This is a genomic window from Rhodococcus sp. OK302, assembly GCF_002245895.1.
GTDB lineage: Bacteria > Actinomycetota > Actinomycetes > Mycobacteriales > Mycobacteriaceae > Rhodococcus_F.
Window position 1 is genome coordinate 2,525,869 of the sequence record NZ_NPJZ01000001.1, and the last position, 23,718, is coordinate 2,549,586.

Here is a 23,718-nt window from a genome sequence, read left to right on the forward strand (position 1 = left end):
TCGTTCGACTGCGTGCATATATACCTTGCCTACGCGTCGTCGGGCGCGGACGGGACTTGTCATGACTCAACTAGCGAGTGAATTCGCAACAACCCAAGCGCCGGAAAAGAGCTACTTCGATGCGCGCTCTCAATGCCGATTCATCGTCACAACCCCGCGAAAGTATCCTCGATTATGGGGGGAGTACCTTACCGGGGCCGTGGAGAACTATCGACATTACGGTGTCGAGGACGTCCTGGAGTACGACGACATTGCGGATGGTCGCACGACGTCCCTTTTCTTCAGTGCTCTGGACGGAGTGGGACGTGTAGTAGCGGGTCTCCGGGTCCAGGGTCCGTACATGCACGCCGATGAGGCTCACGCGGTGCAAGAGTGGACCGGGCATCCTGGAGTTACAGAGGTTTACACGATGATCGAGGGGCGTATCCCAAGTGGTGTGATCGAACTGAAGACGGCATGGACGTCACCTCGCGCAGATCGTCGCGAAGAGCTCACCTCGGCACTGTCGAGGATCGCTCCCCACGCGATGATGCTGCTCGGCGTCCGTTTCGCGATGGCGACTGCGGCGGGTTACGTGCTTGACAGGTGGGCGTCCTGCGGCGGGTTGATGGCGAGCGATATTCCGGGAGTTCCCTATCCGGACGACCGGTATCTGACTCGAATGATGTGGTGGGACAAAGCCACTTATGCCGATACGACTGATCGCACTCAACTGCCGGCCATCATGTCGGAGGCCTCGCAACTGTCGGCCGGTGGCTCGGCCGAGAATGTCGGTAGATCCCCGCGACGGGAAGTGAGACAAGCGAATGGTGTCTGTCGAGAGTGACACATCGTGGCGGGCGAGGCTGTTCGACGAATCTCTCGCCGATGACGTCGTGGGATTGAACGAGCTTCGAGGGCAACAGGAAACGACGACGCTCGATTTTCGGTCCCGCCTGCGTGAGGAACTTTCCGGGATTCGGGGTCTGCCGCGTCGGGAACTTATGAACGAACCCAGCAGATGGGTGTACTACCCCTGGCGGCGGATGCTTGTGGGAATACTTGGTCCAGAATCATTTTCGATCCTTCGCCTCGACCGGAATCGGAACAAGATCACCCGCGACGAACAGTTGCGCCTACGTGGGATGACAATCGGTGTTGTCGGCTTGAGTGTGGGGCATGCCATCGCCCATGCCCTGGTGATCGAAGGTTTGTGCGGCGAAATCAGATTAGCTGATTTCGATACGATGGCACTGTCCAATCTGAATCGTGTTCCTGCTGGAATCCTCGATCTGGGCGTCAACAAGGCCGTGGTCGCAGCTCGGCGTATTGCCGAACTTGATCCGTATCTGACGGTTTCCGTGTTCCCGGACGGATTGTCGGACACGAACAGTGCTGCCTTCTTCGACGGACTTGATCTCGTGATCGAAGAATGTGATTCGCTTGACGTCAAGTTCTCAGTGCGCCGATATGCGCGGGAACAACGGATTCCGGTTTTGATGGGAACCACCGACCGCGGACTTCTGGATGTGGAGCGATTCGATCTCGAACCGGACCGCCCGTTGTTTCACGGCCGTCTCGGTGAGGTGGACGTTGCTGTGTTGGCGGAGTTGCCTATCAAGGAGAAGATTCCGTATGCGCTGCGGCTTCTTTCGGCCCCCGAGCTGTCGCCGAGGATGGCTGCGTCGTTGGTGGAAGTTGGATCGACACTGTCCACCTGGCCGCAACTCGGCAGCGAGGTGGTCTCGGGAGCAGCTTCGGTCGCGGCGGCGGTGCGAAGGATCGGGCTCGGCCACGCTCTCCCGTCCGGGCGAATCCGAATCGACCCGGACGAGCAGTTGAATCGGCTGAACTGGGAACCACCGGAGCGCGCCGGCACGGCCTCGGGAATCGACGATTCCGTCACCCGCGTGACTCCGGGCGACGGAATCGACGCGGTGGTCGAAGCGGTACGGTGGGCGCCGTCGGGGGTAACGCACAACCATGGTTCGTTCGGGTCCGCGACGACGGGATACACATTCACGCGGATTTCAGCCGAACCTCGTTGATGGATATGGAGTTTCGCGGAACCTATGTCGCGATCGGCGCCGCAGTCTACAACGCGAAGGTGGCCGCCGCTGCTTACGGGATTCTCGGCAAGATCGAACTCTTCCCCGATGGTGATCGCGGGGATCATGTCGCGACAGTGTCCTTCGGAGATGTGCCGGATCCTGTTCTTGCGCAGAGGTATCCGGCTGTGATGGAACGTGTGACCAACCGACGGCTCGGTGCGCCCGCGCCGATAGAACCGATGATCAAGAACACCCTCGAGGATGCAGCCCGAGCGGAGGGAGGTCGGCTGCACCTGTTCACTGGAGCCGAAGGCATCGCCGATATTGCGGAGATCGTGGCTGCGGCCGATCGCATTCGGTACCTGACTGCCGCCTTGCACGAGCAGATGATCGGCGAGTTGCGCTGGCCGGGGCACGGCCGTCCGGACACCGGGATCGATGTCGCGGCACTCGGACTTGATGCCGGGGAGTTGGCGTCGCTCGACGTCGTCATTCGCTCCGAGGTGATGGAAACTTTAGCGTTGTGGGGCGCCGGTCATGCACTCGGAAACAGTTCGCGTGAACGCCTTCTGTCGAGTTCCGCGGTCGGCGTGCTCACAGTGAGAGGGCATCGGGCGATTGATTTTGTACGTGGTGGATCGGCCGCCGAAGCGGTGTGGGTTCGTGCGCACGAGTACGGGTTGGGTGTACAACCGATGTCGCCGGTCTTCTTGTACGCTCGCGATTTGGAGGAGTGTTCGCGTCTGTCGGGGGCGCACGCAATTGAGCTTGTCGCGTTGCGCGCGAGAATGCGAGAACTGCTGGAACTCGCAGCCGACGAGTCACTGGTGTTGGTACTACGGATAAGTCACGATTCTCCGGTGAGATGTGGCAGTAACCGGTTGTCGTCGAACAGTATTCGGCACTGAGCTTTCCGAAGACGAACTGCAGGAGCGAACATGGACGAACGTAGCCTTGAACAGTTGGTGACTGACGTTGCGGCTCAGTTGATGCCGGCGGATGCAGTGACCTCGGCGGAAGCCGCAACGGCTGTGCTTCGTGACCTGGTCGAGTATTTCGGTGTCGACGTCAGCTTTCTTCGCCGCAACGATCATTCGATCGGAGCGACGGTGCTTGTCGCCGAATGGCCTGTACGCGAGAATGTTCCGGTCCCGGATCCACTGGGGGTCGTCTACTTTCGTGATGCGGATCCGGTTTTTGCTTCGGCCGAGCATGCGCGCGAAGTCCTGATCGTTCGTCCTGAACCCAGCGACTTTCAAGACCGAGTCCGGGAAGGGACCGGAGTGGCGGAGACGTCGATGGCTGCGGTTCCCTTGCTTTCGGGGCCCGTCACTACCGGCGTCCTGGGGTTTGTCAAGTTCGGCGACAGGGCATGGTTGAGTCGGGAGATCAATGCGCTCAAAGCAATTGCAACGCTGTTCGCTCAACTGCAGGCACGCGTCGTAGCCGAGGTGCAATTACGATATCTGGCGAATCACGACGAATTGACAGGGCTGTCCAACCGTCGCATGCTCCTTACCGAGCTCGAACGGCGACTCCAGGTGGGCGAGCCGGGTCCGGTTGCTCTCCTGTTTCTGGACGTGGACAGGCTCAAGGTCGTCAACGACCTCCTGGGACACACTGCCGGTGACGTGTTCATTCACGAGCTCGGAAGTCGCCTGCAGAACAGATTTCCGAATGACGTCGTGGTTCGGCTCGGTGGTGACGAATTTGTAGTCTTGATCTCGCAATCCACGGATGTGGCAACGGCGGAATTGATAGCGAAGGATGCACAAGCAGTCGCTACGAGACCGATTTCTCTCGAAACCGAAGAAGTTGGTCGAACGGTCAGTGTCGGGGTGGCTGTTGCCGATCCGGGAGAGTGCAGCGTAGTCGAGTTACTCAGGCAGGCAGACGAAGCAGTGTTGGCTGCGAAGGCTGACGGGGGCAATGCCGTGGTCATTTGCACCGAAGAGATGCGTGCGGCCAACGATGATCACTCCGAGATCGAGATGCACCTTCGGGCAGCGATTCGTAACGGCGAGCTCGAGGTGTTCTACCAGCCCGTGGTCGATCTGGCGTCGGGAGTGATCGTCGGAGTCGAGGCGCTGGTTCGGTGGAATCACCCCGTACGTGGTTTGCTCCAACCGGATGCATTCATCGAGATTGCGGAGGCAGCAAATTTATCCGGCGAATTGGGCCGGAAAGTGCTCCGTGAAGCTTGTCGGCAGCTCGCTCAATGGCGAGCAGAAGTTCCCGACCAGCGTCTGCAGATGTGTGTCAATGTATCTCCGGCACAACTCATCACGTCTGACTTCGTAGATTCCGTAGCCGGCGAACTTCGAACGCACGGACTCTCCGGTGACGTGTTGACTCTCGAGATCACCGAGCACGCAGTCATGCACGATCTACCGCATGTGCTGGCTACACTGCGAGGTCTCGAGGAACTCGGTGTTCGCATCGCGATCGATGATTTCGGAACCGGACACAGTTCTCTCGGACAATTGAAGGTCTTGCCGGTCAGCGCTCTGAAGATCGATCGTGGTTTCGTTCACGAATTGGGAGTCGATCACAACGATTTGGCGATCGTGCAGTCCATCATGGGGCTTGCAGCGTCCTTCGGGCTGAATGTGGTTGCCGAAGGAGTGGATACGAGCCTCGCGGCCGAAGTTCTGATGGACCTGGGTTGTCGGTACGCTCAAGGATTTCTGTTCAGTCGGCCGGTGCAAGCCGAGCGTCTCTTGGAGATGCTGAGGAAGGGACGTGTGCCTACGCCTATATCTCCTTACACGCGTAGCCCTACTTCCACGATTGCACGTGCCACGGTGGAAACGGAGGCATTGCAGGATTGAGCGTGGCGCGCGATCAGTACGTACGCTTCATCGATTCCCGTTGCTCTGGCATCCGCGATGATGCCCTTCGCCTGTTCGAGAATGATTCGAACCTTCAACGATTCCTGCAGTTGTGTGCGGATCTGCTGAAATTGATGGCGTTTGGATGCGTTGACGCAATAGCCGGTGGCCATGTCCGCCACAATGCGTGCGAGCATGGTCTCGTCGGTGGACCAGATGCGTGGTCCATCCGAATACAGACTCAATACACCGATGGTCTCTCCATTGATCATCATCGGAACACTTATCGCGGCAGCGATTTCGAGTTGCCGTGCCTGCGACGCGAGGTCGGGCCAGAGATCGGCGCGTTGCCGGATGTCGGTAACGGCGGTGACATCGCCGTTGTCGTAGCTCGAGCGTCCGGGCCCGGACTGGAGGCTTTCCTGGCATCGCTCGATGTCGGCACTGACATCGGTGATGGTGGTGACGCATCGCAGTTCGCCGTCACTGACCAGACTGATGCTTCCACCTGTCAAACCCAGCACGTCGACGCTGTTGTCGACCAACTCGGTCAGAGCATCTTCCACAAGGTATGCCGTCGGGAGCGTCCGTACGAAATGTGCTAAAACATTCGCAAATTCGAGATTCATGAGGGCAACCTACTCGTCTGCGCGGTGAGGACGAGCTGCCGGGAATCAAGGGTAGCTCCGAAGAAGATCGCAGCACTGCCGGGAAATCAGGAGCAGTGGACCGCCTAGTCGAAAGTTACACCGATCCGCGCTCCAAGACCATCACCGTTTTTGATCGGGTTTCCTCGGGGCTGTGGTCTTCACGAGGTGAGAGGAGTAACTTTCAGTTAGTAGCAGTTCTGCCCCTGAGCCCTGGCAGCGCTGTGGAGTTCTCGGAGCTACCCCTGATTCCTGGTGGCACGTCTATTGGCACGGACGAGCAGGCAGGCCACCATGAAGCATATTCAGCGCCCCACATCCGATCCTCGGACTTATTCGACACCCGCAGGTTCTCCGTTCGACGACGCAGTAGTGCGGCGAATCGCGCAGACCGTGAAAGTATTGCCGGGAGCCCTAGCTGTCTCGTCGTGGGACGGAACCCTCGATTACGGTGAACTATGGCTTCGTGCAGAGAGATTGGCGGGCGACCTTCGCACGGCCGGCGTTGCGCGCGGAGATCTGGTGGCGCTGTGTCTGCCCCGTTCGGCGGACTGCGTTGTCAGTGCGTTGGCGGTCATCTCAGTCGGTGCCGCCTACGTGGCTCTCGATCCCCGGCAGCCTGATGCGAGACTGCGTTTCGCGCTTGCAGACAGTTCTGCGGGGGTGCTCGTGGCGCACCCCGAAGTTGCTGCCAGGGTGGGATGGCCGACGCCGATCGTGCCGTCTACCGGCGTTACGGCCGAGAGCACGGATGTCCACCGCGCGACAGTCGATATTGGCGATGCGCCGATCGAAGCGGAGTCCGGCGATCTTGCCTACGTCGTTTACACGTCGGGTTCGACAGGTCAGCCGAAAGGTGTTGCTGTCCAACACGGAGGACTCCTCAATCTGATCGACTGGCACCAGCGCGCGTTCTCGGTCACCGGAACTGATCGGTGCACGATGATCGCCAGTCCAGGGTTCGATGCTGCGGTGTGGGAACTGTGGCCGGCCCTGACTGCAGGCGCGTCGCTCCATATTGTCCCCGTCGGATTGGAGAACGACCCTGTGCGACTGCGTGATTGGATCGTTGCTGAACGTGTGACGGTGTGCTTTGTTCCCACCCCGCTCGCGGAGTCCTTGATCGCGATGACCTGGCCGAGCGAAACGCGTCTGCGGTTCCTCCTGACCGGTGGCGACGTGCTGTACCACCGGCCGCCGATCGGGTTGCCGTTCACATTGGTGAACAACTACGGATTGTCCGAGGCCACAGTAGTTTCCGCCTCGGGAATCGTCGAGCCCGCGGTTTCGGTCGGCGAACTTCCCCCGAGCCTCGGCCACGCGATCGACGGCGTCGAACTCTTGGTGATCGGTGACGACGGTTTGCCGCTGCCGAGCGGTGAGGTGGGGGAGTTGGTTGTACGTGGGGTGTCGGTGGCTCGCGGATATGTCGGCATGCCCGAACTGACTGCTCGAAAATTTTCCGGCAGTAGCGATGATCTGACGAAGCGTGAGTATCGAACCGGTGATCTGGTGCGCTTGAACGAGTTCGGTGAAGTGGAGTTCGCAGGTCGCTGCGACGATCAGATTCAGATTCGGGGAAATCGCGTCGAGATCGGTGAGGTCGTCGGAGTACTCGATCGTCATCTCGCAGTTCGCGCCAGCACGGTGATACTGCTGGGTGAGCGGGAGAATCCGAAACTCGTGGCCTTCGTGGTACTCGATGGCCAGGGATTTGACTGCTCCGAACTTCAGACGCATCTTGCCGAGCATCTTCCTGCGCATATGTTGCCTCGCAACATTATCGCGCTCGAATCTTTGCCCACGACGGCAAACGGAAAGGTGGACCGAGCCGCGCTCGAGGTGTTGGCACAGACCGCCGAGCAGTCCGAGCGGGGGTCGTTGGCCGGACCACGTAACGACGTCGAGGCGACTCTCGCACAGATCGTAGCGACGCGACTGGACCTGCCGGAGGTCGGGATCGACGAGAACTTCTTCACCCTCGGTGGCCACTCGATGCTGGGTGCTCAGTTGATCATCCGGATCGCCGAGGTGTATGGCGTCGAAATGTCGTTGTTGGAACTGTTCGACAATCCGACCGTGGCCGATATGGCGTCGAAGGTGGAAGAGCTTCTGGTCAAGGAGATATCGGGAATGAGTGACGATGAGTTGCTCGAAGCCGAAGCGCAGTTGGCGCCGGCGGAACGGAGTGAGTAATGATCACGACACCGATCAAGAACCCCAGTCTGATTCGGCTGCTTGACCCAGAGGTACTTGCCGATCCTTACTCCCTGTACGCCTCGCTGCGGGACGAATCGCCGGTGATGTGGGATCCGTACCTCCACGCGTGGGTGGTCACCAGATATGCAGATGTGGCTGACGTACTCACCCGCTTCAAAGCCGACCGGACTCCGACGCCCGCCAAACTGGCCGAACTCGGTATGGAGCAGTTGACCCCGGTCGCTCAGGTCATGGTGCGGCAGATGCTCTTTCTCGACCCGCCTCAGCACGGCCGAGTGCGAGGTCTTGCGGCGGCGGCATTCACACCTCGTCGAATAGCGGCTTTGCGCAGTCACATTCAGGAGATCACCGACTCATTGATCGACGCCGTGATCGATGACGGTGAAATGGAAGTGATGGAGATGCTGGCAAATCCGCTACCGGCGATCGTGACGGCGGAGATGCTGGGCGTACCGACAGAAGATCACGAGTTGCTGAAGAAGTGGTCTAGCGACTTCGCCGAGATGCTCGGCAATTTCCAGCACAATCCAGGGCGGGTTGCCGGCGTTCTGCGCAGTGTCGAAGAGATGACGGACTACTTCCAGACCGCCGTGCGCCGAGAAGCGACAGACCCGACTGAGGGGTTGATCGGCGCGCTGTGTGCCGCCGAGATCGACGGCGACTGCCTCAGCGAAGACGAGATTGTTGCCAATGTCGTTGTAACCATGGTGGGTGGCCAGGAAACCACGACCAACCTGATCGGCAACGGACTGCTCACGCTGCTGCGTCATCCACGTGAGTTCACGGCTTTGAGAGCGGACCCCCGTGGACTATCCGCAGCCATCGAGGAACTACTGCGATTCGAGAGTCCGAGCCAACATACGGCGCGGATCGCGCCCGCCGACGTCGAGATCGCCGGGCAACCGATACCAGCCGGTCAAGCAGTAATCGCGGTGATGGGTGCCGCTAACCGTGATCCCGCTCGATTCCCGGATCCGGGTCGACTCGATCTGGGGCGAAAGGACAACCGGCATCTTGCATTCGGATGGGCTGGGCACTTCTGTTTCGGCGCTCCGCTTGCGCGCATGGAAGCGCAGGCGGCCTTCGGCACAGTGCTCGCCCGCCTGCCTGCACTCGAGTTGGAACCCGGGCCGATCAGATGGAGGCCGAACCTGGGGTTACGCGGGTTGCAGTCTCTGCACGTGCGGTGGTCGAAATGACTGCTGTCGATAGTGGAGCCGAGAGTGAAACATTGGCGGCAGCTCGAAAGGCGCTCCTGGAGAGCCGACTTCGAGGTGTCCGAACGTCTCGTGACACACAATCCGAACTGATACCGCGCCGTGTAGGCAGAACAGACGGCGAGTACACCGCGCCACTTTCGGCCTCACAGCTGCAACTCTGGTATCTGAGCCGACTGGCTCCGGAATCACGTGCCTACAACGAACTCATCACGGTTCGAAAGGAGGGTACATTCGACCCCGAAGCCTTCCGTTGGGCTTTCAACGAGTTCATCCGCCGACATGAGGCCTGGCGCACGACGTTCGAGATGGGCGACACGGCGCCACGGCAGGTGATTCATCCACCCGTCACTTTCGAATTGCCGGTAATCGATCTGAGTTGCCTATCTGCCGATCGAGCTGAATCGGCAGCGACCGACCTCGCCGCAGAAGACACACGCCGCCCCTACGATTTAGCCGCCGGACCGTTGATACGGCCGCACTTGGTGCGGCTGTCCGAGACCAGTCATCGTTTGTATCTTGGGATCCATCACCTCATCTTCGACGGGGTCAGTCTGTATCGGATCTTCCTGCCGGAGTTGGTTTCGCTGTACAACTCACGCGTCGCCCTCGAACCTCCACCGGTGGCAGAGCCGCCCGTCCAGTACTCGGACTACTCGGTGTGGGAGCGGAACTGGTCGGAGGGCGAAGAGATGGCGAGCAGAGTCGAGCGGTGTCGTGCACGGTTGGAAGGCTCAGCGCCGTTGGAACTTCCACTCGATCGACCCCGCCCGCCGAAGCCTCGATTTGTCGGTTCGGTTGCGTCGCTGTCGGTAGACGCTCGTACCGTGGCGGCACTGCGACATGCGGCTGCCGGGCAGGGGGCAACACTGTTTCACGCTTTGACCGCAGCGTATGCCTACTGGCTTCAGTGCTACACCGGAAATGACGACGTCACCTTTGCGACTCCGACTGATATGCGGCAACGGCCCGAACTCGAATCCATGGTGGGCTACTGCCTCACTCCGACAGTGCTGCGGGCGCAGATCAATGCGGAACGGTCTTTTGTCGAAGCGATCGGGTACATGCGAGGTGAGGTGCTTGATGCGCTTAGTCGAGTCGTGCCGTTCGAACGTCTCGTCCGTGGATTGGATCTTCCGCGAGATCCTCGACTGAACCCGGTCTTCCAATCCGTTCTGGTCCTGGAACCGCCCGCAGTCAGCGTTGACGACGAATGGTCCCTGCACCAAATGGAAAACGCAGTCAGCCGTGCGGTGGGGCAATCCAAGTTCGATCTGAGTCTCGAATTGGACGAACGCTCCGACGGGCACTTGGAGGGCCGATTGAGCTACAACACAGACATTTTCGACTCCACCACTATCGAATCGATGAAGCGCCACTTCGAGTTGCTGCTGCGCCGGTGTGCGACTGAGCCGACTGCAGTTCTCGGTGACCTCTCCGTGGCCGACGCGGACGACGCAGCCCGGCAGCTGCGTGAGTTCAACCCGACGGGGATCGCGGGGAAGGCTCCGGCGACGATCCACGAGTACATCCTGGCGCGGGCGGCACGGATACCGGATATGCCGGCAGTAACCGTGGGCGAAAACCGGCTCACCTACCGCGGCCTGGTACAGCGCGCTCAGCAGATAGCAACTCGGCTTTCCCGATCCGGAGCCGGTCCGGGAACCGTAGTGGCCGTGATTATGCCGCGCACCATCGACCTGGTACCCGCAATCCTCGCGGTACTGATGTGCGGCAGCGCCTACCTGCCGATCGAACCGCGGCACCCAGTGCGTCGCAGTCGGTTCATGATGGGAGACGCCGGAGCGTCGATCGTGCTCACCACGACGGCGTTGGTGGATGAATTGGATTGGGTGGATGTCGCGGTCCTCCCGGTCGACGGGACGGAGCATGGGGTGGGGCCTGGGACGGAGCATGGGGTGGGGCCTGGGGCGGAGCATGGAGTGGAGTCCGGTCCGGATGTCAATCTTGATTCAAGTTATTGCGCTGAGACGGATCTCGCCTACATCCTTTACACTTCGGGATCGACCGGAATCCCCAAAGGTGTTCAGGTTGAACATCGCAATGTCGTAGACCTGATGGCAACCTTGCCGGCCGCAACGGATCTCGGCGTCGACGACACCGTGCTCTCGGTTGCCTCGTATACCTTCGACATGTCGGTCGGCGACTATTTTGTCACTCTCGGACTCGGCGCCAGCCTGGTTGTCGCGACCACCGAGCAGATGCATGACCCACGCAGGCTTGCTGAACTGATCGAGAGTTCGCGCGCAACTCGGATGAGTGCAACACCCACCAGTTGGGCAGCACTCCTGGCTGCCGGGTGGGCCGGCCGGCCGGGGTTGCTCGCGGCGTCGGTAGGTGAACCGCTTCCCGATGCTCTCGCGGCATCGCTGACGGAGGTATGCGCCGGAGTATGGAACGGATGGGGGCCGACAGAGACCACCGTATTCGCAGGCGGAGGGTTGGTTCGTTCGGATGAGCCGGTTACAGTCGGCCGACCATTGCCGGGAACCCGTGTCTACGTGACGGATACGAAGGGGCGTCTCCTTCCGCTGGGTGTGCCGGGAGAAATCGTCATCGGGGGACCGGGCGTTTCGCGAGGCTACCTCAGTCGGCCGGAAGAGACCGCGAAGCGATTCGGACGTGATCCGTTCATGGAAGGAGAGCGCGTCTATCGCAGCGGCGACAGAGGACGACTACTTTCGGACGGACGATTGCAGCACCTCGGCCGATTCGACAACCAGGTCAAGATCCGTGGATTTCGGATCGAATTGGGCGAGATCGAATGTGTTCTGCGAGAACACCCCGGGGTGGCCGCTGCGGCACTCGATGTTCAGCAGGATCAGTCCGGACGGCCTCGGCTGGCGGCATTCATCGTCGAAGATGCGATGCACTACAACGAGTGCGAATCCGAGGCAGAGTGCGACGCCGAACTCCGGGCGTGGACCAGGCGAAGGTTGCCTGACTATATGGTGCCGGCTGTGATCATTCGAGTGACGTCACTTCCGACGTCGCCGAGCGGCAAGCTCGATCGGCGTGCTCTTGCAGAACTGACTGTAGCGCAGTCCAACTCGTTGACCACCGTAGAATCCAGCGCAGTCGAAACTGCGGGAACCGTCACTATTTCTGCGACGCCCGGAATGAGTGAGACCGAGGTCGTGATTGCGTCGCTGTGGTCGATGTTGCTGGGTGCCGAAGTGGTCGATGTGGACAGGAACTTCTTCGATTTGGGTGGACATTCACTGTTGGCTGCGAATCTTGTTGCGCAGATCGAACATCGGATGGGCGTGACCGTTTCTCTGGTCGACTTCCTCGATCACGGGACGACTGTCGCCGGTCTTGCTCGACTGGTCGCTCGAGCCTCCTCTTCGAAGGGCCAGTCTGCACGTGACGGTGAAGCTGCCGGGGATGGGAGGCCGGTCTTCTTCGTCTACCCCGATCTCGCGAGCGCGATGAGTCTCCGCCATCTGAGGAGATTGTGGGGGAGTGAACAGAGTGCGTATCCGTTGCTTCCTCTGGCTGCGCCGTCTCAGCCTGATCGTTCGTACACCGTCGAACAACTGGCTGAGCCCTTACTGTCGACCGTGCGTGAGATTCAGCCAATCGGACCGTACGCGCTTGTCGGATTTTCGTTCGGTGGACTCGTGGCCTACGAACTTGCGCGGCAACTGGATCAGGCTGATCAGCGAGTCGAGTGGCTGGGGGTTCTGGACACTCCGACGCCGGAAATGGCCCGGCAATTGATGAGGCGGTGGAAGTCGTCCTCTGCGCGGATCGCCAGGCTCCGCGAACCGGGACGGGTGAAGCTGGTAGCCGACTATCTCGGGAATCTGCGTTGGTCGATCCGGGAGAAGCTGATCGACGTCGGGTTCGCGGAGAGACATCCGTCGGAGGAGTTCGATTTGCGTGGTGCTTGGGAGATCATGCAACGCTATCGCGGTTGTGGTCACGCTGCGCCGCTCGAGCTTTTTGTCACGTCCACTACGGCTGCGGAAGTGCGGACACCGTTGCTGGGGTGGGATGCATTTCATGGAGGCTCGTTGCGAACGCGATTCCTGGAGGGATCTCACGACTCGATTCTCGACAGTCCACAGATCGAGGAGCTCGCAGCGTTGATACTGACAGGAATTCACGGCGCCAGAGAAGATGCTTCGCGATGATGATTGGACTACGTGCGTGCTTTCTCGCGATCGTGGTGCCTCTGACCATCGGTTCCGGATGTGCGAATGCGCAGGTGAATGATCGCATCATCACGTCCGGGAACTTCTATGTGGATCCGATGTCCAGTGCAGCTCTTGCGATTATCGATCATCCGGAAGAGGCGCCGACGCTGGGTCGGCTGGCAAGTACGCCGCAGGCAATCTGGTTGAGTCCCACGTATCCGCCCAGTTCGATTGCCGCCGAGGTGCGCAGCGATGTCGACGATGCTGCTGAGCAGAACGCGATTCCGGTCATTGTCACCTACGCGATTCCGTATCGGGATTGTGGATCCTTTGCGGCCGGAGGGTTCGGGACCGCGGCGGAGTACACAACATGGGTCGATCACGTTGCGTCAGGAATCGGTAGCCGCAAAGCCGTCGTGATCATTGAGCCGGACGCGCTGACCGACACGTCCTGCCTCTCGCCGGAGCAGGACGCCGAGCGTACCGGTCTACTCCGTCATGCCGTGAATGTCCTTTCTGCTCAGGTGAATACGGCGGTGTACATCGACGGAGGTCACTCGAGATGGCTTGGTGCCACGGAACTCGCCGGCAGGCTCGAAGCCGTCGATGTAAACCGTGCCACCGGCTTCAGTCTCAATGTGTCGAACTTCTTCACCACTGCTGAAGAAGAGACGTACGGGGAGTCCGTATCGGCGTTGATCGGTGGAAAGACCTACGTGATAGACACTTCCCGCAACGGTGCGGGTCCGCCACCGGACGGGCCGTTGAACTGGTGCAATCCTCCGGATCGGAAACTGGGGTCCGCACCTACGACGAGAACGCAAGCCCCACATGCAGATGCGTACCTCTGGGTCAAGCATCCGGGAGAATCCGACGGTTCATGCAACCGTGGTGAACCGCCGTCGAGTACGTGGTGGAATGCGTATGCAGTTGCAATCGTCCGTAATTCGGAGCGTCGCAATCAAAGACCCGCAGATCGTCGCGCGAGGGCTTGCGTATAGGCCCGTCGAACGTCGGGAATCACAGTTGATTCTGTGTAGTCGTGGGCCCGAATCCTCCCCGCGTCGACAAGTTGTGTGCGCAGTCCGGGATCTTCGAGCAAGCGATCGAGCGCCGCCGCGAGACTCTGTGTATTGCCGGGGCGGACCAGAAGCCCGGTCCGTTCGTGATGTACCACCTCGTGCAACCCGCCGACGTCGGAGGCCACGACGGGAGTTCCCACGGTCATTGCCTCGATGGCGACAAGTCCTTGTGGTTCAGCCCATCTCGATGGAACACAGACGATTCGGGAAAGTCTCATCGCGGCAATCACCTGCTCGTGAGACAAGTCGGTGAGCACGGTGACCGGGCGTGCGGCAGAGTCGCCGGCCGGTGTGTGGAAGGGCGGGGAGTCCGGGCGCAACATCCCGATGACAACAAGAGGAATCGGGTTACGCATGAGTCGGTGGGCATGGAGAAGGGTATCGATTCCCTTGTGAGGCCCGACGGCGCCGACGAAGAGAAGAAAGTCCTTGTGCGGGAGAAAGTCCGATGTGTCGACGGACTGCCCCTCGGTGGAGACTGTATCTGGTACGAACGACGGCACGACAGTGAATCGCTCCGGACTGACACCTTTCAAACAGGCGTCGGCGACGGCCGCGCTGATCGGTAGAAACATGGTGACTCGGCCCAATCGGTGACGGGATTCGGTGAGACCTAACACCAGTGGTACACCTTTGGGTGCGCCGTAGAAGGCACTCGCGCACGCGAGACAGCGGCGGATCGATGGACCAGGACACACTGTATCGAGTGTTTCTCGATGGACGAGTGTCTTCTTCGCGCAGTTGAGACCATAGTCGTGAAGAGTGGCCACCAGTGCCGTGGTCGGTGGAAGGCGAAGTCGTAGACAGGAATGCAGAATCCATCCGTGTGCATGCACGATATCGGGTCGTTGCAGATCGATGATTTCCTGTAGGCGCCGGACAAGTGCCGGGTCGGGGGCGGTGGGATGAAACTGATGTGACGGATCCGCAGTGAACCTTCGCAGGAATCGGGTCCACCCGTCGAGGCGGTGGATGGTGACGCTACCGTCGAGGCTAGGCGGTTCCGCACCATTTCTGCCGAGTGTTGCGACGCTGACTTCGGTTCCGTCGGCGCTCAAACCTGTGGCCAGGGCCTGGACGGTACGCTCGAGGCCTCCCTTGGCAGGAGGATAGCTGTCGGAAACCTGGAGCACCTTCATTCGAGTACTCGCGGTGCGCGGGGAGTAGCTATGTGCCGCCACCGGATTGCCGCCCACAGCGCACCTCCACTCTGGCTCACAGTCCAACTGATCCCCACCGCCACAATTCCCAGAGAAGGCAACAAGACCCATGACAATCCCAGGCAGGACAGCAGCATCGTCACATTGAGGATCACTGCCGTTTGCAAGTTGCCGACCGCGCGCAGGACAGCTACGGCGATGTTCGTGACGGCGTCGGGGATGGCCGAGAGCGTCAGCATGATCAAGAGGACTCGCCCGTTTTCACTGTAGGACTCGCCGAACAGTTCTAGGACGAGCCCGCCGGCAACAAGATAGAGGACGATCAGCGGTCCGAGCAGGGAGGCGATGATGCGGATACAGCGTCGGACGAGGACCGGAATGGATTCGGGATCCGCTGCGGTCTCGGCAAACAGAGACATCGCCACGCAGGGACTGATCATGAAGAAGACAGCTCCGACCATCCAGGTGGCGTAGAAATACGCTCCGTCGGTCTCGGAGAGTCGGGCCACGACGAGGATGGGCAATGCAAATGTTGTCAGACTCGCAGCGACAGTCACCAGATGCTGACCGAGAAGTGAACTCGCCATGCGCTTGACGTCGGCGACAAAATGCCCGAACAGTGGTCGCATGCTGTGAGTGCCACGCACTCGCCGCAAGGCGAACACAGAGAAGGCAACGGAGATCGCTGCCGACGCCGTCCAAGCTGTGAGGATTTCGTTGTTGGTTCCCGAAACGACAATCGGTAGGAACAGCAACGGAATTCGAATTCCGGTGAACAACATGTTGCGGGCGAGGAGTAGTCCGCTCCGGCGCAGTGCCACGGCAACGCAGTCGGCGAGAGTTCCGAGCGCGAAGAACGTTGCCCCGATCCCGAATGTAAGAGCGCCGATTGATGTGCTCAGCGCTGGAATGGTATTGAGTCCGTGCCCGAATAGGAGGACGACGACTGCGGAGCCGATGGTGGCGGTGACGATCACGACTGACACCGCAGCAGTGAGAATGCGACGCCATTGTTCGCTGGTGACGGTCAGCGGAAGCCATTCCACCATTGCTGTGGCCACACCTACGCTGGCAAGTATCGCTGTTGCCTGCATGGCACTTGTCGTCGCAGCGCCTAGCCCGATGGCCTCGGTGGTGGACGTGTGAGCGACAACGAGCCAGAAGACGTACCCCATCATCGACGTGAGAACCGTGCTCACCATCATGTAGGAACTGTTGCGCAACATGGAATCTTCGGATATTCGTTTGCGCGCGATGGAAGGCAGTGTGCCTAGTGTGTTTTTCATCGGGGCGTCACAGCTAGATACAGCACGAGTGACGTCGGACCGACGTCGGCAGGGTTGAAGGCATCAGCAGTGTCGACAACAATGGCAGTGGCCGGTGAGAGAGCCAGAGTGACGTCGATCGCGACGCGATATCGGCCGGGTGTAGACGGAGCGAGAAACGACAGAATGCCGACCTGCGCGCTCCGTGCATCGGTATCGGTTTCGAAAGGGGCTGTTGGCGTTGACATGTTGATGAGAGCTGCAGTGGGTGCACTGCCACCGACAGTTGCAGTGACAGTGGGCGGCGCGGCAGGAAGTATGAATCCGTAGCTGTAGGAGATCCACTTGATGTTGACGGGTGCTTCGGGCGCAGCGTCGAGTTGCCCGGCAATCACTGAATCAGGTTCGGTGAGAATCGTGTTCACGTAAGGCTGTTGTTGGGCCGGCTGCAGTGCCCGTGCGCCGACAAGTGCTCCGACACACAATACGGTGGCAACGAGTGCGAGGAAGACCCGGTTTCCGAGCCGCCGCCAGGACTGTTCGGGGACAGGGTCCCGACTTCTCGGGGGCGCCCGGTGCTCGCGAAATGCCAACAAGGACAGCAGGATCAGGGAGAAGATCGTGAGAGTGAGGGTAATGCTCGCTGCGGTGAATCGCAGGCCGAGAGGTCCCAGTGCCAGCGCGGTTCCGAGGAGGGTCGCCATTGCGAGCAGAATCGGCAGCAACAGATGCAGTGGTCCACCCGGAGATTCGCTGCCTCGGCTGTCTCGTCCTACCTGATCTGCTCTTCCGCCGAATACCAGTGTGTACAGGGCCCAACCGGGTACCAGTATTGTCGCAGTCATTGCGACCGTGCGTAGCCCGACCGGAACCGCAGCGAGTACGGCAGCGGCCGAGATGATCGTGATTGCGGCCATGACGACCAATCGTCTACGCGGGTCGGTGGTATCCACTGTCGGGAGCTTGATGGTGATCATGGCTGTCCTGTCAATGGAGTACCGATTTCCGTCAGATCGAGTCGATATACCCGGAGGTGTTCGGTGGACATGATCAGGCTCGCCCAAGGAACCTGATCGAGTCGGTCCAAGTTTGGCGCCGGAGTTGCTTGACCAGCCAAGGGATCGTCGGCTCCGTAGTTGTCTCCATTGAACGGTGGAGCATCTGCCATTCGGGTGTCGACAACCAAATAGTCGTATTGATCGCCGGTCATGTCCGACGCAAGCTTGGGACCAGGATCGGTATCGGTTTGGGTCAACTCCCAGACCGGGAAGTCCGACGACGGATCGGACACGTACAGCTCTCCGTACGCGGCGAGAGCCAATGAGGTGTACCGATCTGTCACGGCTCGCACTCGCCCCTCTCTCAGACGTAGGTGCTCAGCGATGGTGCGTGACTCCGCACTGGCGGATCGGGTGTCCGAACCCCACAAGAAGGGACCGGGAAATCGGTACGGATCATTCAGTCCGGCACCAACGTTGCCGATCAGCAAGATGATCAAGATGGCGAGTGAGATCGGCGCGCGGAAGCGAACGCTCCAGCGTGGCAATCGGTCATGGAATGCCGCAATCACCGCGAACATGACGGCGATCCCCACATAGGTGAATGCCCACGATCGGCGCGCACCCTCGGCGCCGGACGGGGCCAGCACGAATAGAACTGACGGGAAGTAGACCAGGCCGATACCGATGAATGCGAAGGCTGCCGGCGGAACCTTCCCTCTCGTGCGTCTGACGACGAGCAGACCTATCGCAAATACAGCGGCGACGACGACGGGCGCTGCTGCAGTGAAGGCACGCTCCCAACTCGGTTGAACGTTTGCCGCAAGAAGTTCCCGACCACTCGACTGATCGGTAGCGATATCACCCAACTGTGCCAACGAATTCCCGAGGTACGGAGACAGGTAGCTCACAGTGGGAGAAGCAACGAAGATCAGCCATGCCGCCGCAGTCAGGAAAGCACCCACGAACAGGATCCACCACACGGAAACCCGTTGACTGGCTTGATCAATGCTGTGTCGGCGGTGCCACCGGACGATGGTGGCAGTCACCGCGATCACTGCCGTGACAAAGATCAGTGCAATAGTTGTGAGGTGGTGAGTTACCACGCACGCTGCCGCGCTCAGGAGTGCCGCGGCGAGGAATCCGATCCGCGAACGACGATCACTCGAATTCGCGGCAACCGATCCGAGTGCCAACGCCCACATGAAGAAAGCGATCGCGACACCCTCGTAGGCGAATTGTGTGTCGAAGTAGATCGCCGACGGATTGAGTGCATAGATCAACGCCGCGACTGCCCCGGCCCGGTTCGAACGCAGCAGTGAAGCAGCGAGAACAAAAGCTCCGAACAGCGTGAGAACGTGGGTTGTCACCATGAGCAATTCACCGGCAGACCAGGGGGAAAGCCCGGTCAATTCTGTGATTGAGGCAGACAATGCCGACGTGCCCGGAAAGTACTCCACAATCGGGATGATCGAATTGGGTGGGAACAGGTGTCCGCTGGAGATGACATCGATGGATTCCCGCCAGTGTGCGTACTCGTCGTGATACGAAGGGCCGGCGGGATTGCGCAGATACTTCGGCACTGCGGTGAAGACGCCGAGAAGGGCTAGCGCCCACATTCTTTGACTCGTGGGCATGACGTGACCGTCACCTGTGGTGTTGGACGTGAGTCTGGACGCGACTGGGACAAGGCCGATCAACATCCCGATCCAGAAGGCGGCGTAGTACTCGTTCGGTGGGCGCCCTTGTGATGACCATCGATACGACACACCGATCAGGACCGTTCCCAGAGCCACCGCAGCGAGTATCGGTATCCAGGATCGGAGCATTCCCGGCCGTTGATGCATATCCGTCGAACGATGGCGGGGCTGCAAACTTTTCGCCAATGACGGAGTCATGGCGATCATGGACTCACCCCGCTCGTAGCCGGGGGTCGAGCCAATCTTTCGACTGAGTGGACCGTCGACGACCATGACGTGTGATCAATGAAGCGTTGAGTGCGGTGTGGAGGCAGCGACATCAACGCGGTTCGGAGTGCCTCGACGTCATTTGATGCGACAAGGTGAGCGCCTTCATAGGACTGTGTGGCTTCGATCAGACCACCGACCGCGTAGAGCACGACGTGGAGTCCCGCATGCATGGCGATGTGCAAGGGGCCACTGGCTGAGCCACGTCGATAGGGTAGTACCAATGCGTCTGCACCACGGAAGAATTCGGCGGCTTCGGTGTCGCTGACGTACCGGTTGACGAAGGTGATGTGCCGACGATGTGGGCTTGCGGAAACGAGCTCCGCCGGCGTGTCCCAGTGCTCCCACGTTTCGCCGACAATCGTCAGGTGGAACTGCGCGGCTTGATCTGCGCTGAGATGATTGAACGCGAGCACGAGGTCTTCGAGACCCTTGTACGGGCGGATGAGACCGAAGTACAACAACCTCGTCGGGCTCGCATCATGCGCCGCCGGCACGGTTTCGGCTGTAGGAGAGGCGATGTGGTCGTACGGGCCGTGCGGCGCCAATTCCACCTCGAGCCGATCGATTGCGGCAGCCCCGTATGTACGCCTGAGCAACTGTAGGTCGTAACGGCTGTGAATCAGTGCGCCGCCAACCAGTGCCAGCAGTAATGGCATGAGTCGTCTGCAATAGGCTTGAGCCAGGAACAATGACGACTCGTCGGTGTCCTGAGTTTCGTGAAACTCGAGGGCCACACGAATGCCGATCATGCGCGCGGCGAGGGCCAGAACGATGTAGGTGTGAAGTGTTGCAGCAGTCCACCATTGAAGTAGAAGGATATCGGGCTTCTCAGCTCGGAGGTGGCGTAGAGCGGACAGGATTCCGGGAAACCAGTACCAGTCCAATTCGCCGAGAACTGTGACGTTATCTCTGTACCGAAGTGTGGTGTCGGCGGTGCGCGAGCGGTGAGCAGTCGGGTACAGCCGTCGGGGAATAACGCGCCGGAGCAGCAGCACCGATGTGTCGCATTGTGTGCTCAATTCGTTGGTCAGGCGGCAGGTGTATGCCGAAATTCCGCTCAGGAAGTGAAAACTCGGACCCACCACAGCGACCTTCGCCTTGCGCGACATGCCTAACCCACCGCCCGTGGCCGGCGATGAAGTGTGTGCGCTGCGACCGGGAATCTCTCCGCCAGCGGCAAGATTTCCGGCCGACGTTGCATTCGCACCCTCACCAGAATGGCAAGGCAGGTGAAACCGTCGTGCCACGTGATCTTCTTGCCTTCATCCACAGATCGACCGCGGTAGGTCACCGGTACCTCGAAGGGTCGGATACCACCGCGCAACAGTCGGGCCGTTACCTCTGTGTCGAGCCCGAATCCGCCTTCTTTCAGGGAAAACGAGCGAAGGTGATCGGTCGGAACGAGTTTGAGGCAGGTGTGCATATCCGCGAGGCAGGCGTCATACAACAGGTTCGCCGCAAGTGTCGTCATGCGTCCGCCGACAGCGAATCGGAACGAGGGGAATCGCGCGTTCACGCCTCGGATTCGGGCGCCGAACACGTGATCTGCGCATCCTTCGAGCACCGGCCCGAGCAACGACGGAATGTCACTCGGTAGGTACTCCAAATCGGCGTCGAGGATGACGAGGTGGCTTCCTGCTGCGTATTCCAAGCCGGTCCGTACGGCGGCACCCTTACCGAGATTGACCGGATGAGTCACTACGACAACATCTTTCGATGACAGTGTGTCGAGTATGTGGGATGTATTGTCCGTGCTTCCGTCGTCGACGACGATCAGTTCCATCTGGCAGGGATAGTGAACGGCGAATACACGATCTATCGCTGCGCGCAGGGTGCGTTCCTCGTTGAACACCGGCATCAGGATCGAGAGGCTGACGGAGCGGCGGACGCGTTCGACCCGGCGTAGACGGTCTGAGGGCGAAGTCTCGGTCAACACCCCGTTACGAGGAAACAATGGCTGATTCATCTCACGCTGCCTGACTCGTCCGTAGGGAAGGGACGAGCTACCGGGAATCAGGGGCAGCTCCGAAGAACTATGCGGAAAGTGCCGGGGAACAAGGGCATACCGACTAAGTTGAACTTACTCCTCAACGCGAGCTATGGCCACGCCCGAGATACTTCGGTGGGTGCTCGAGTGCGTGGCAATGCGTGGCATGTCGATACACGGCTTGTCGGTACACCAGAAGAGTTTCTTCAGCGACATCCGTCCAGTCCGGTATCGACGTCGGGCGGGTGTAGGCGGCGCTCAATTGACTTGTGATTGCGCGGGCCAGAGCTGTGACGTCCGCGGCCGACGGAACGAGTGCGACTCCGCCGCCGATGTATTGCTGGGCAATTTCACGGTGAGCGGGTATGTCGCTCAGGACTATCCGCGAGCCGGCGCAGGCAGCCTCGAGTGGCGCGATACCGAATGCTTCATGTTCGGACAGTGAAACGCACACCTGTGCAGTTCGGAGCCAGCGATGCAGTGTCGGAGTGTCGACCTGTCCGAGGAATCGCACGCGGTCTCCGAGGCCGAGTCGGAGCGATTCGGAGGCCAGGGCACCTCGCGCGGAACCGTCGCCGATCACGATGAGCTGAACGGACTGCGGGAGTTCGGTCATGGCCGCGATGACACGATCGACGTGTTTGTACGGCTCGAGTCGCCCGTGGAACACGAGTGTGGAACTCTCGTCGGGGTAGGGCGCCGCTGCAGTGATGGCCGCAGCATCGACCCCGTTGGGAATTACCGTCATAGGTGTTGTGAGGCGCGGAAACCTGGTGCGTACCAGTGATCGTTCAGCATCGGACACGCAGATCACAGCTGAACTCGACGTGAAGAGAGCACTGGAGAATCGCCGGTACACCGTGTGGAGGAGCCGGCCGAGCCGAGTGTGGCCGCTGCCGTGGAAGTGTGGGGTGAATACCACTGCGCGCGTGCGACCGACCAACGCAGTGAGGGCGGCCGAAGAGTGGTAACTGTGTACATGAATGACGTCGAAAGTGCTGTCGAGGTGCATGGTTCGAAACAGAAGCCTTGGGCAGCATGAAATGATCGCGGTCCGCCAGGCTGGAAAACGGTGAACTGTGAGTCCATCCCGGTGCTCGACGGAACCTGGACTGGTGCAACCGTCTCGGCTTCCGGTGAAGACTTCCACCTCGACGCCGAGGCTTGTCAGACCGGAGGCGATCCGCGCGACGTGGATTTCGACGCCACCGGTCGACGGTGGAAATGCGGGAGTTACCAGTGCAATGCGCATCCGAGTGCTCCGTGATGATGAGAGGAGGTGGCGATCAGACTTTGAGGCCGAGCTCGATAATTGCGCGAGAAACGGATAGCACAGTGGCGTTGTGGCTGCGGGCGCGTCGGCGGATGAGCTGATATGCGGAGTCGGGGGTGGTATCACGATCCCGGGAGACAATTCCCTTGGCCTGCTCCACGGTGATGCGGGTCTCGAGGGCGTGCTGTAGCTGGGTCGAAATCCGTTCGTGTTCTTGGAGTTCGAGTGACGTGAGTATGAATCGAAGCGTGACCGCGGCCAGTGTCTGAGCGGCCATCAGATCCTGGTTGTCCCAGTGGACGGGGTCGTGTGAAAAGGCGGTAAGGACACCGACGGTTTCCGTCGTACGTCGAAGCGGAATGGAGGCTACCGCCTTGACTCCCACATGGCCTGCTTGTGCGGCGAAGCCAGGCCAAGCCGGGGCGTTGCCGGGTACGTCGACGATCTGAAGGATTTCCTGACGACGAAGCCTTCCGGGGCCCGACCGAAACTCCTGTTGGCACCGTTCGAAATCGGGGGAACTGACCGAGGTGATGTCTTCTTGGTCGGGAAGGAACAGTGTGATTCCGGCTGCTGCGACACCGAAGATCTCGGTAATGTAACGCACGAGTTCGTCGAGTGTTCGCGATACCGACGTGCTTTCGGCAGTCGGGGCGGCGAAATGAGTGAGGGCAGAAAGGAACAGCGCGTCGTCATGCATGGGAATCCCGCCATTGCTCGTCATCGGTGCCGAGGTTCCTCTGCCAGCAGTAACCCAGGAGTCTCGTGAGCTTTCCAATTCGTATCCTGTTTGTAGACAACAGGTTCGAAGTTGTTGTGTGCTGTCGAACTGTAGAGTGTCCCGTGAATCAGTAAAACAAACTTAAATTCCGGTA

Annotated in this window: 17 protein-coding genes; 8 read left to right on the top strand and 9 right to left on the bottom strand. The window is 60.0% G+C overall.

Going from position 1 to position 23,718, the window contains the following annotated elements; all coding sequences use genetic code 11:
• Positions 1–199 precede the first annotated feature (199 nt).
• Genes BDB13_RS11860 through BDB13_RS11875 form a run of 4 tightly spaced genes read left to right on the top strand, consistent with a single transcriptional unit; the run spans position 200 to position 4,861 of the window.
• Positions 200–826 carry a hypothetical protein gene (locus BDB13_RS11860; protein WP_094271817.1) on the top strand — a complete coding sequence of 209 codons (627 nt, stop codon included), beginning with the start codon at positions 200–202 and terminating at the stop codon, positions 824–826.
• Positions 807–2,027 (top strand): Rv1355c family protein, encoded by a 1,221-nt coding sequence (locus BDB13_RS11865; RefSeq protein ID WP_094271818.1) that lies wholly within the window; start codon positions 807–809, stop codon positions 2,025–2,027. Before BDB13_RS11860 ends, BDB13_RS11865 begins: the two co-directional genes overlap by 20 nt.
• Positions 2,027–2,938: a hypothetical protein gene (locus BDB13_RS11870; RefSeq protein ID WP_094271819.1), complete on the top strand. Its 912-nt coding sequence runs from the start codon at positions 2,027–2,029 to the stop codon at positions 2,936–2,938. Before BDB13_RS11865 ends, BDB13_RS11870 begins: the two co-directional genes overlap by 1 nt.
• 30 nt (positions 2,939–2,968) lie before the next feature.
• The gene (locus BDB13_RS11875) at positions 2,969–4,861 is read left to right on the top strand and encodes a putative bifunctional diguanylate cyclase/phosphodiesterase (RefSeq protein ID WP_094271820.1); all 1,893 of its coding nucleotides are present in this window, start codon (positions 2,969–2,971) and stop codon (positions 4,859–4,861) included.
• Here the strand turns inward: BDB13_RS11875 and BDB13_RS11880 are convergent.
• The gene (locus BDB13_RS11880; RefSeq protein WP_094271821.1) at positions 4,795–5,490 is read right to left on the bottom strand and encodes a GAF domain-containing protein; all 696 of its coding nucleotides are present in this window, start codon (positions 5,488–5,490) and stop codon (positions 4,795–4,797) included. The two genes, BDB13_RS11875 and BDB13_RS11880, sit on opposite strands and share 67 nt — an antisense overlap.
• 312 nt (positions 5,491–5,802) lie before the next feature.
• On the opposite strand from BDB13_RS11880, the gene BDB13_RS11885 reads away from it, so the two are divergent.
• The 4 genes from BDB13_RS11885 to BDB13_RS11900 are packed head-to-tail and all read left to right on the top strand — an operon-like array spanning position 5,803 to position 14,109.
• Complete coding sequence (locus BDB13_RS11885) at positions 5,803–7,704, top strand: non-ribosomal peptide synthetase (protein WP_094271822.1); 1,902 nt, start codon at positions 5,803–5,805, stop codon at positions 7,702–7,704.
• A complete protein-coding gene (locus BDB13_RS11890) occupies positions 7,704–8,927 on the top strand; it encodes a cytochrome P450 (RefSeq protein ID WP_094271823.1) in 1,224 nt (407 codons plus the stop codon). Before BDB13_RS11885 ends, BDB13_RS11890 begins: the two co-directional genes overlap by 1 nt.
• Positions 8,924–13,105, top strand: coding sequence for a non-ribosomal peptide synthetase (locus tag BDB13_RS11895; RefSeq protein ID WP_176459567.1), 4,182 nt, complete (start codon positions 8,924–8,926; stop codon positions 13,103–13,105). The genes BDB13_RS11890 and BDB13_RS11895 overlap by 4 nt, the downstream gene beginning before the upstream one ends.
• On the top strand, positions 13,102–14,109 hold the full coding sequence (locus BDB13_RS11900; protein ID WP_094271825.1) for a glycoside hydrolase family 6 protein: 1,008 nt from the start codon (positions 13,102–13,104) through the stop codon (positions 14,107–14,109). The genes BDB13_RS11895 and BDB13_RS11900 overlap by 4 nt, the downstream gene beginning before the upstream one ends.
• On the opposite strand, the gene BDB13_RS11905 is transcribed toward BDB13_RS11900, so the two are convergent.
• The 8 genes from BDB13_RS11905 to BDB13_RS11935 form a co-directional block, all read right to left on the bottom strand.
• Positions 14,070–15,386: a glycosyltransferase family 4 protein gene (locus tag BDB13_RS11905; RefSeq protein ID WP_176459568.1), complete on the bottom strand. Its 1,317-nt coding sequence runs from the start codon at positions 15,384–15,386 to the stop codon at positions 14,070–14,072. The genes BDB13_RS11900 and BDB13_RS11905 overlap by 40 nt on opposite strands.
• On the bottom strand, positions 15,326–16,636 hold the full coding sequence (locus BDB13_RS32080) for a lipopolysaccharide biosynthesis protein (RefSeq protein WP_176459569.1): 1,311 nt from the start codon (positions 16,634–16,636) through the stop codon (positions 15,326–15,328). Before BDB13_RS32080 ends, BDB13_RS11905 begins: the two co-directional genes overlap by 61 nt.
• Positions 16,633–17,592, bottom strand: coding sequence for a hypothetical protein (locus BDB13_RS11910; RefSeq protein WP_094271827.1), 960 nt, complete (start codon positions 17,590–17,592; stop codon positions 16,633–16,635). The genes BDB13_RS32080 and BDB13_RS11910 overlap by 4 nt, the downstream gene beginning before the upstream one ends.
• Complete coding sequence (locus tag BDB13_RS11915) at positions 17,589–19,520, bottom strand: hypothetical protein (RefSeq protein ID WP_094271828.1); 1,932 nt, start codon at positions 19,518–19,520, stop codon at positions 17,589–17,591. Before BDB13_RS11915 ends, BDB13_RS11910 begins: the two co-directional genes overlap by 4 nt.
• On the bottom strand, positions 19,517–20,692 hold the full coding sequence (locus BDB13_RS11920; protein ID WP_094271829.1) for a glycosyltransferase: 1,176 nt from the start codon (positions 20,690–20,692) through the stop codon (positions 19,517–19,519). Before BDB13_RS11920 ends, BDB13_RS11915 begins: the two co-directional genes overlap by 4 nt.
• A 2-nt stretch (positions 20,693–20,694) precedes the next feature.
• Entirely contained in the window at positions 20,695–21,549 is an 855-nt protein-coding gene (locus tag BDB13_RS11925; RefSeq protein WP_094271830.1) for a glycosyltransferase family 2 protein, read from the bottom strand.
• 121 nt (positions 21,550–21,670) lie between these two features.
• Complete coding sequence (locus tag BDB13_RS11930; RefSeq protein ID WP_094271831.1) at positions 21,671–22,822, bottom strand: glycosyltransferase family 4 protein; 1,152 nt, start codon at positions 22,820–22,822, stop codon at positions 21,671–21,673.
• Positions 22,823–22,856: 34 nt separating this feature from the next.
• Positions 22,857–23,567, bottom strand: a complete 711-nt coding sequence (locus BDB13_RS11935; protein WP_094271832.1) for a GAF and ANTAR domain-containing protein — start codon at positions 23,565–23,567, stop codon at positions 22,857–22,859.
• Positions 23,568–23,718: the final 151 nt, after the last annotated feature.

Excerpts from the sequence above, each read along its gene's own strand:
- BDB13_RS11865 (WP_094271818.1), top strand. The coding sequence starts at position 807 with ATGGTGTCTGTCGAGAGTGACACATCGTGGCGGGCGAGGCTGTTCGAC.
- BDB13_RS11870 (WP_094271819.1), top strand. The coding sequence starts at position 2,027 with ATGGATATGGAGTTTCGCGGAACCTATGTCGCGATCGGCGCCGCAGTC.
- BDB13_RS11875 (WP_094271820.1), top strand. The coding sequence starts at position 2,969 with ATGGACGAACGTAGCCTTGAACAGTTGGTGACTGACGTTGCGGCTCAG.
- BDB13_RS11880 (WP_094271821.1), bottom strand. The coding sequence starts at position 5,490 with ATGAATCTCGAATTTGCGAATGTTTTAGCACATTTCGTACGGACGCTC.
- BDB13_RS11885 (WP_094271822.1), top strand. The coding sequence starts at position 5,803 with ATGAAGCATATTCAGCGCCCCACATCCGATCCTCGGACTTATTCGACA.
- BDB13_RS11890 (WP_094271823.1), top strand. The coding sequence starts at position 7,704 with ATGATCACGACACCGATCAAGAACCCCAGTCTGATTCGGCTGCTTGAC.
- BDB13_RS11895 (WP_176459567.1), top strand. The coding sequence starts at position 8,924 with ATGACTGCTGTCGATAGTGGAGCCGAGAGTGAAACATTGGCGGCAGCT.
- BDB13_RS11900 (WP_094271825.1), top strand. The coding sequence starts at position 13,102 with ATGATGATTGGACTACGTGCGTGCTTTCTCGCGATCGTGGTGCCTCTG.
- BDB13_RS32080 (WP_176459569.1), bottom strand. The coding sequence starts at position 16,636 with ATGAAAAACACACTAGGCACACTGCCTTCCATCGCGCGCAAACGAATA.
- BDB13_RS11910 (WP_094271827.1), bottom strand. The coding sequence starts at position 17,592 with ATGATCACCATCAAGCTCCCGACAGTGGATACCACCGACCCGCGTAGA.
- BDB13_RS11915 (WP_094271828.1), bottom strand. The coding sequence starts at position 19,520 with ATGATCGCCATGACTCCGTCATTGGCGAAAAGTTTGCAGCCCCGCCAT.
- BDB13_RS11920 (WP_094271829.1), bottom strand. The coding sequence starts at position 20,692 with ATGTCGCGCAAGGCGAAGGTCGCTGTGGTGGGTCCGAGTTTTCACTTC.
- BDB13_RS11925 (WP_094271830.1), bottom strand. The coding sequence starts at position 21,549 with ATGAATCAGCCATTGTTTCCTCGTAACGGGGTGTTGACCGAGACTTCG.
- BDB13_RS11930 (WP_094271831.1), bottom strand. The coding sequence starts at position 22,822 with ATGCGCATTGCACTGGTAACTCCCGCATTTCCACCGTCGACCGGTGGC.
- BDB13_RS11935 (WP_094271832.1), bottom strand. The coding sequence starts at position 23,567 with ATGACGAGCAATGGCGGGATTCCCATGCATGACGACGCGCTGTTCCTT.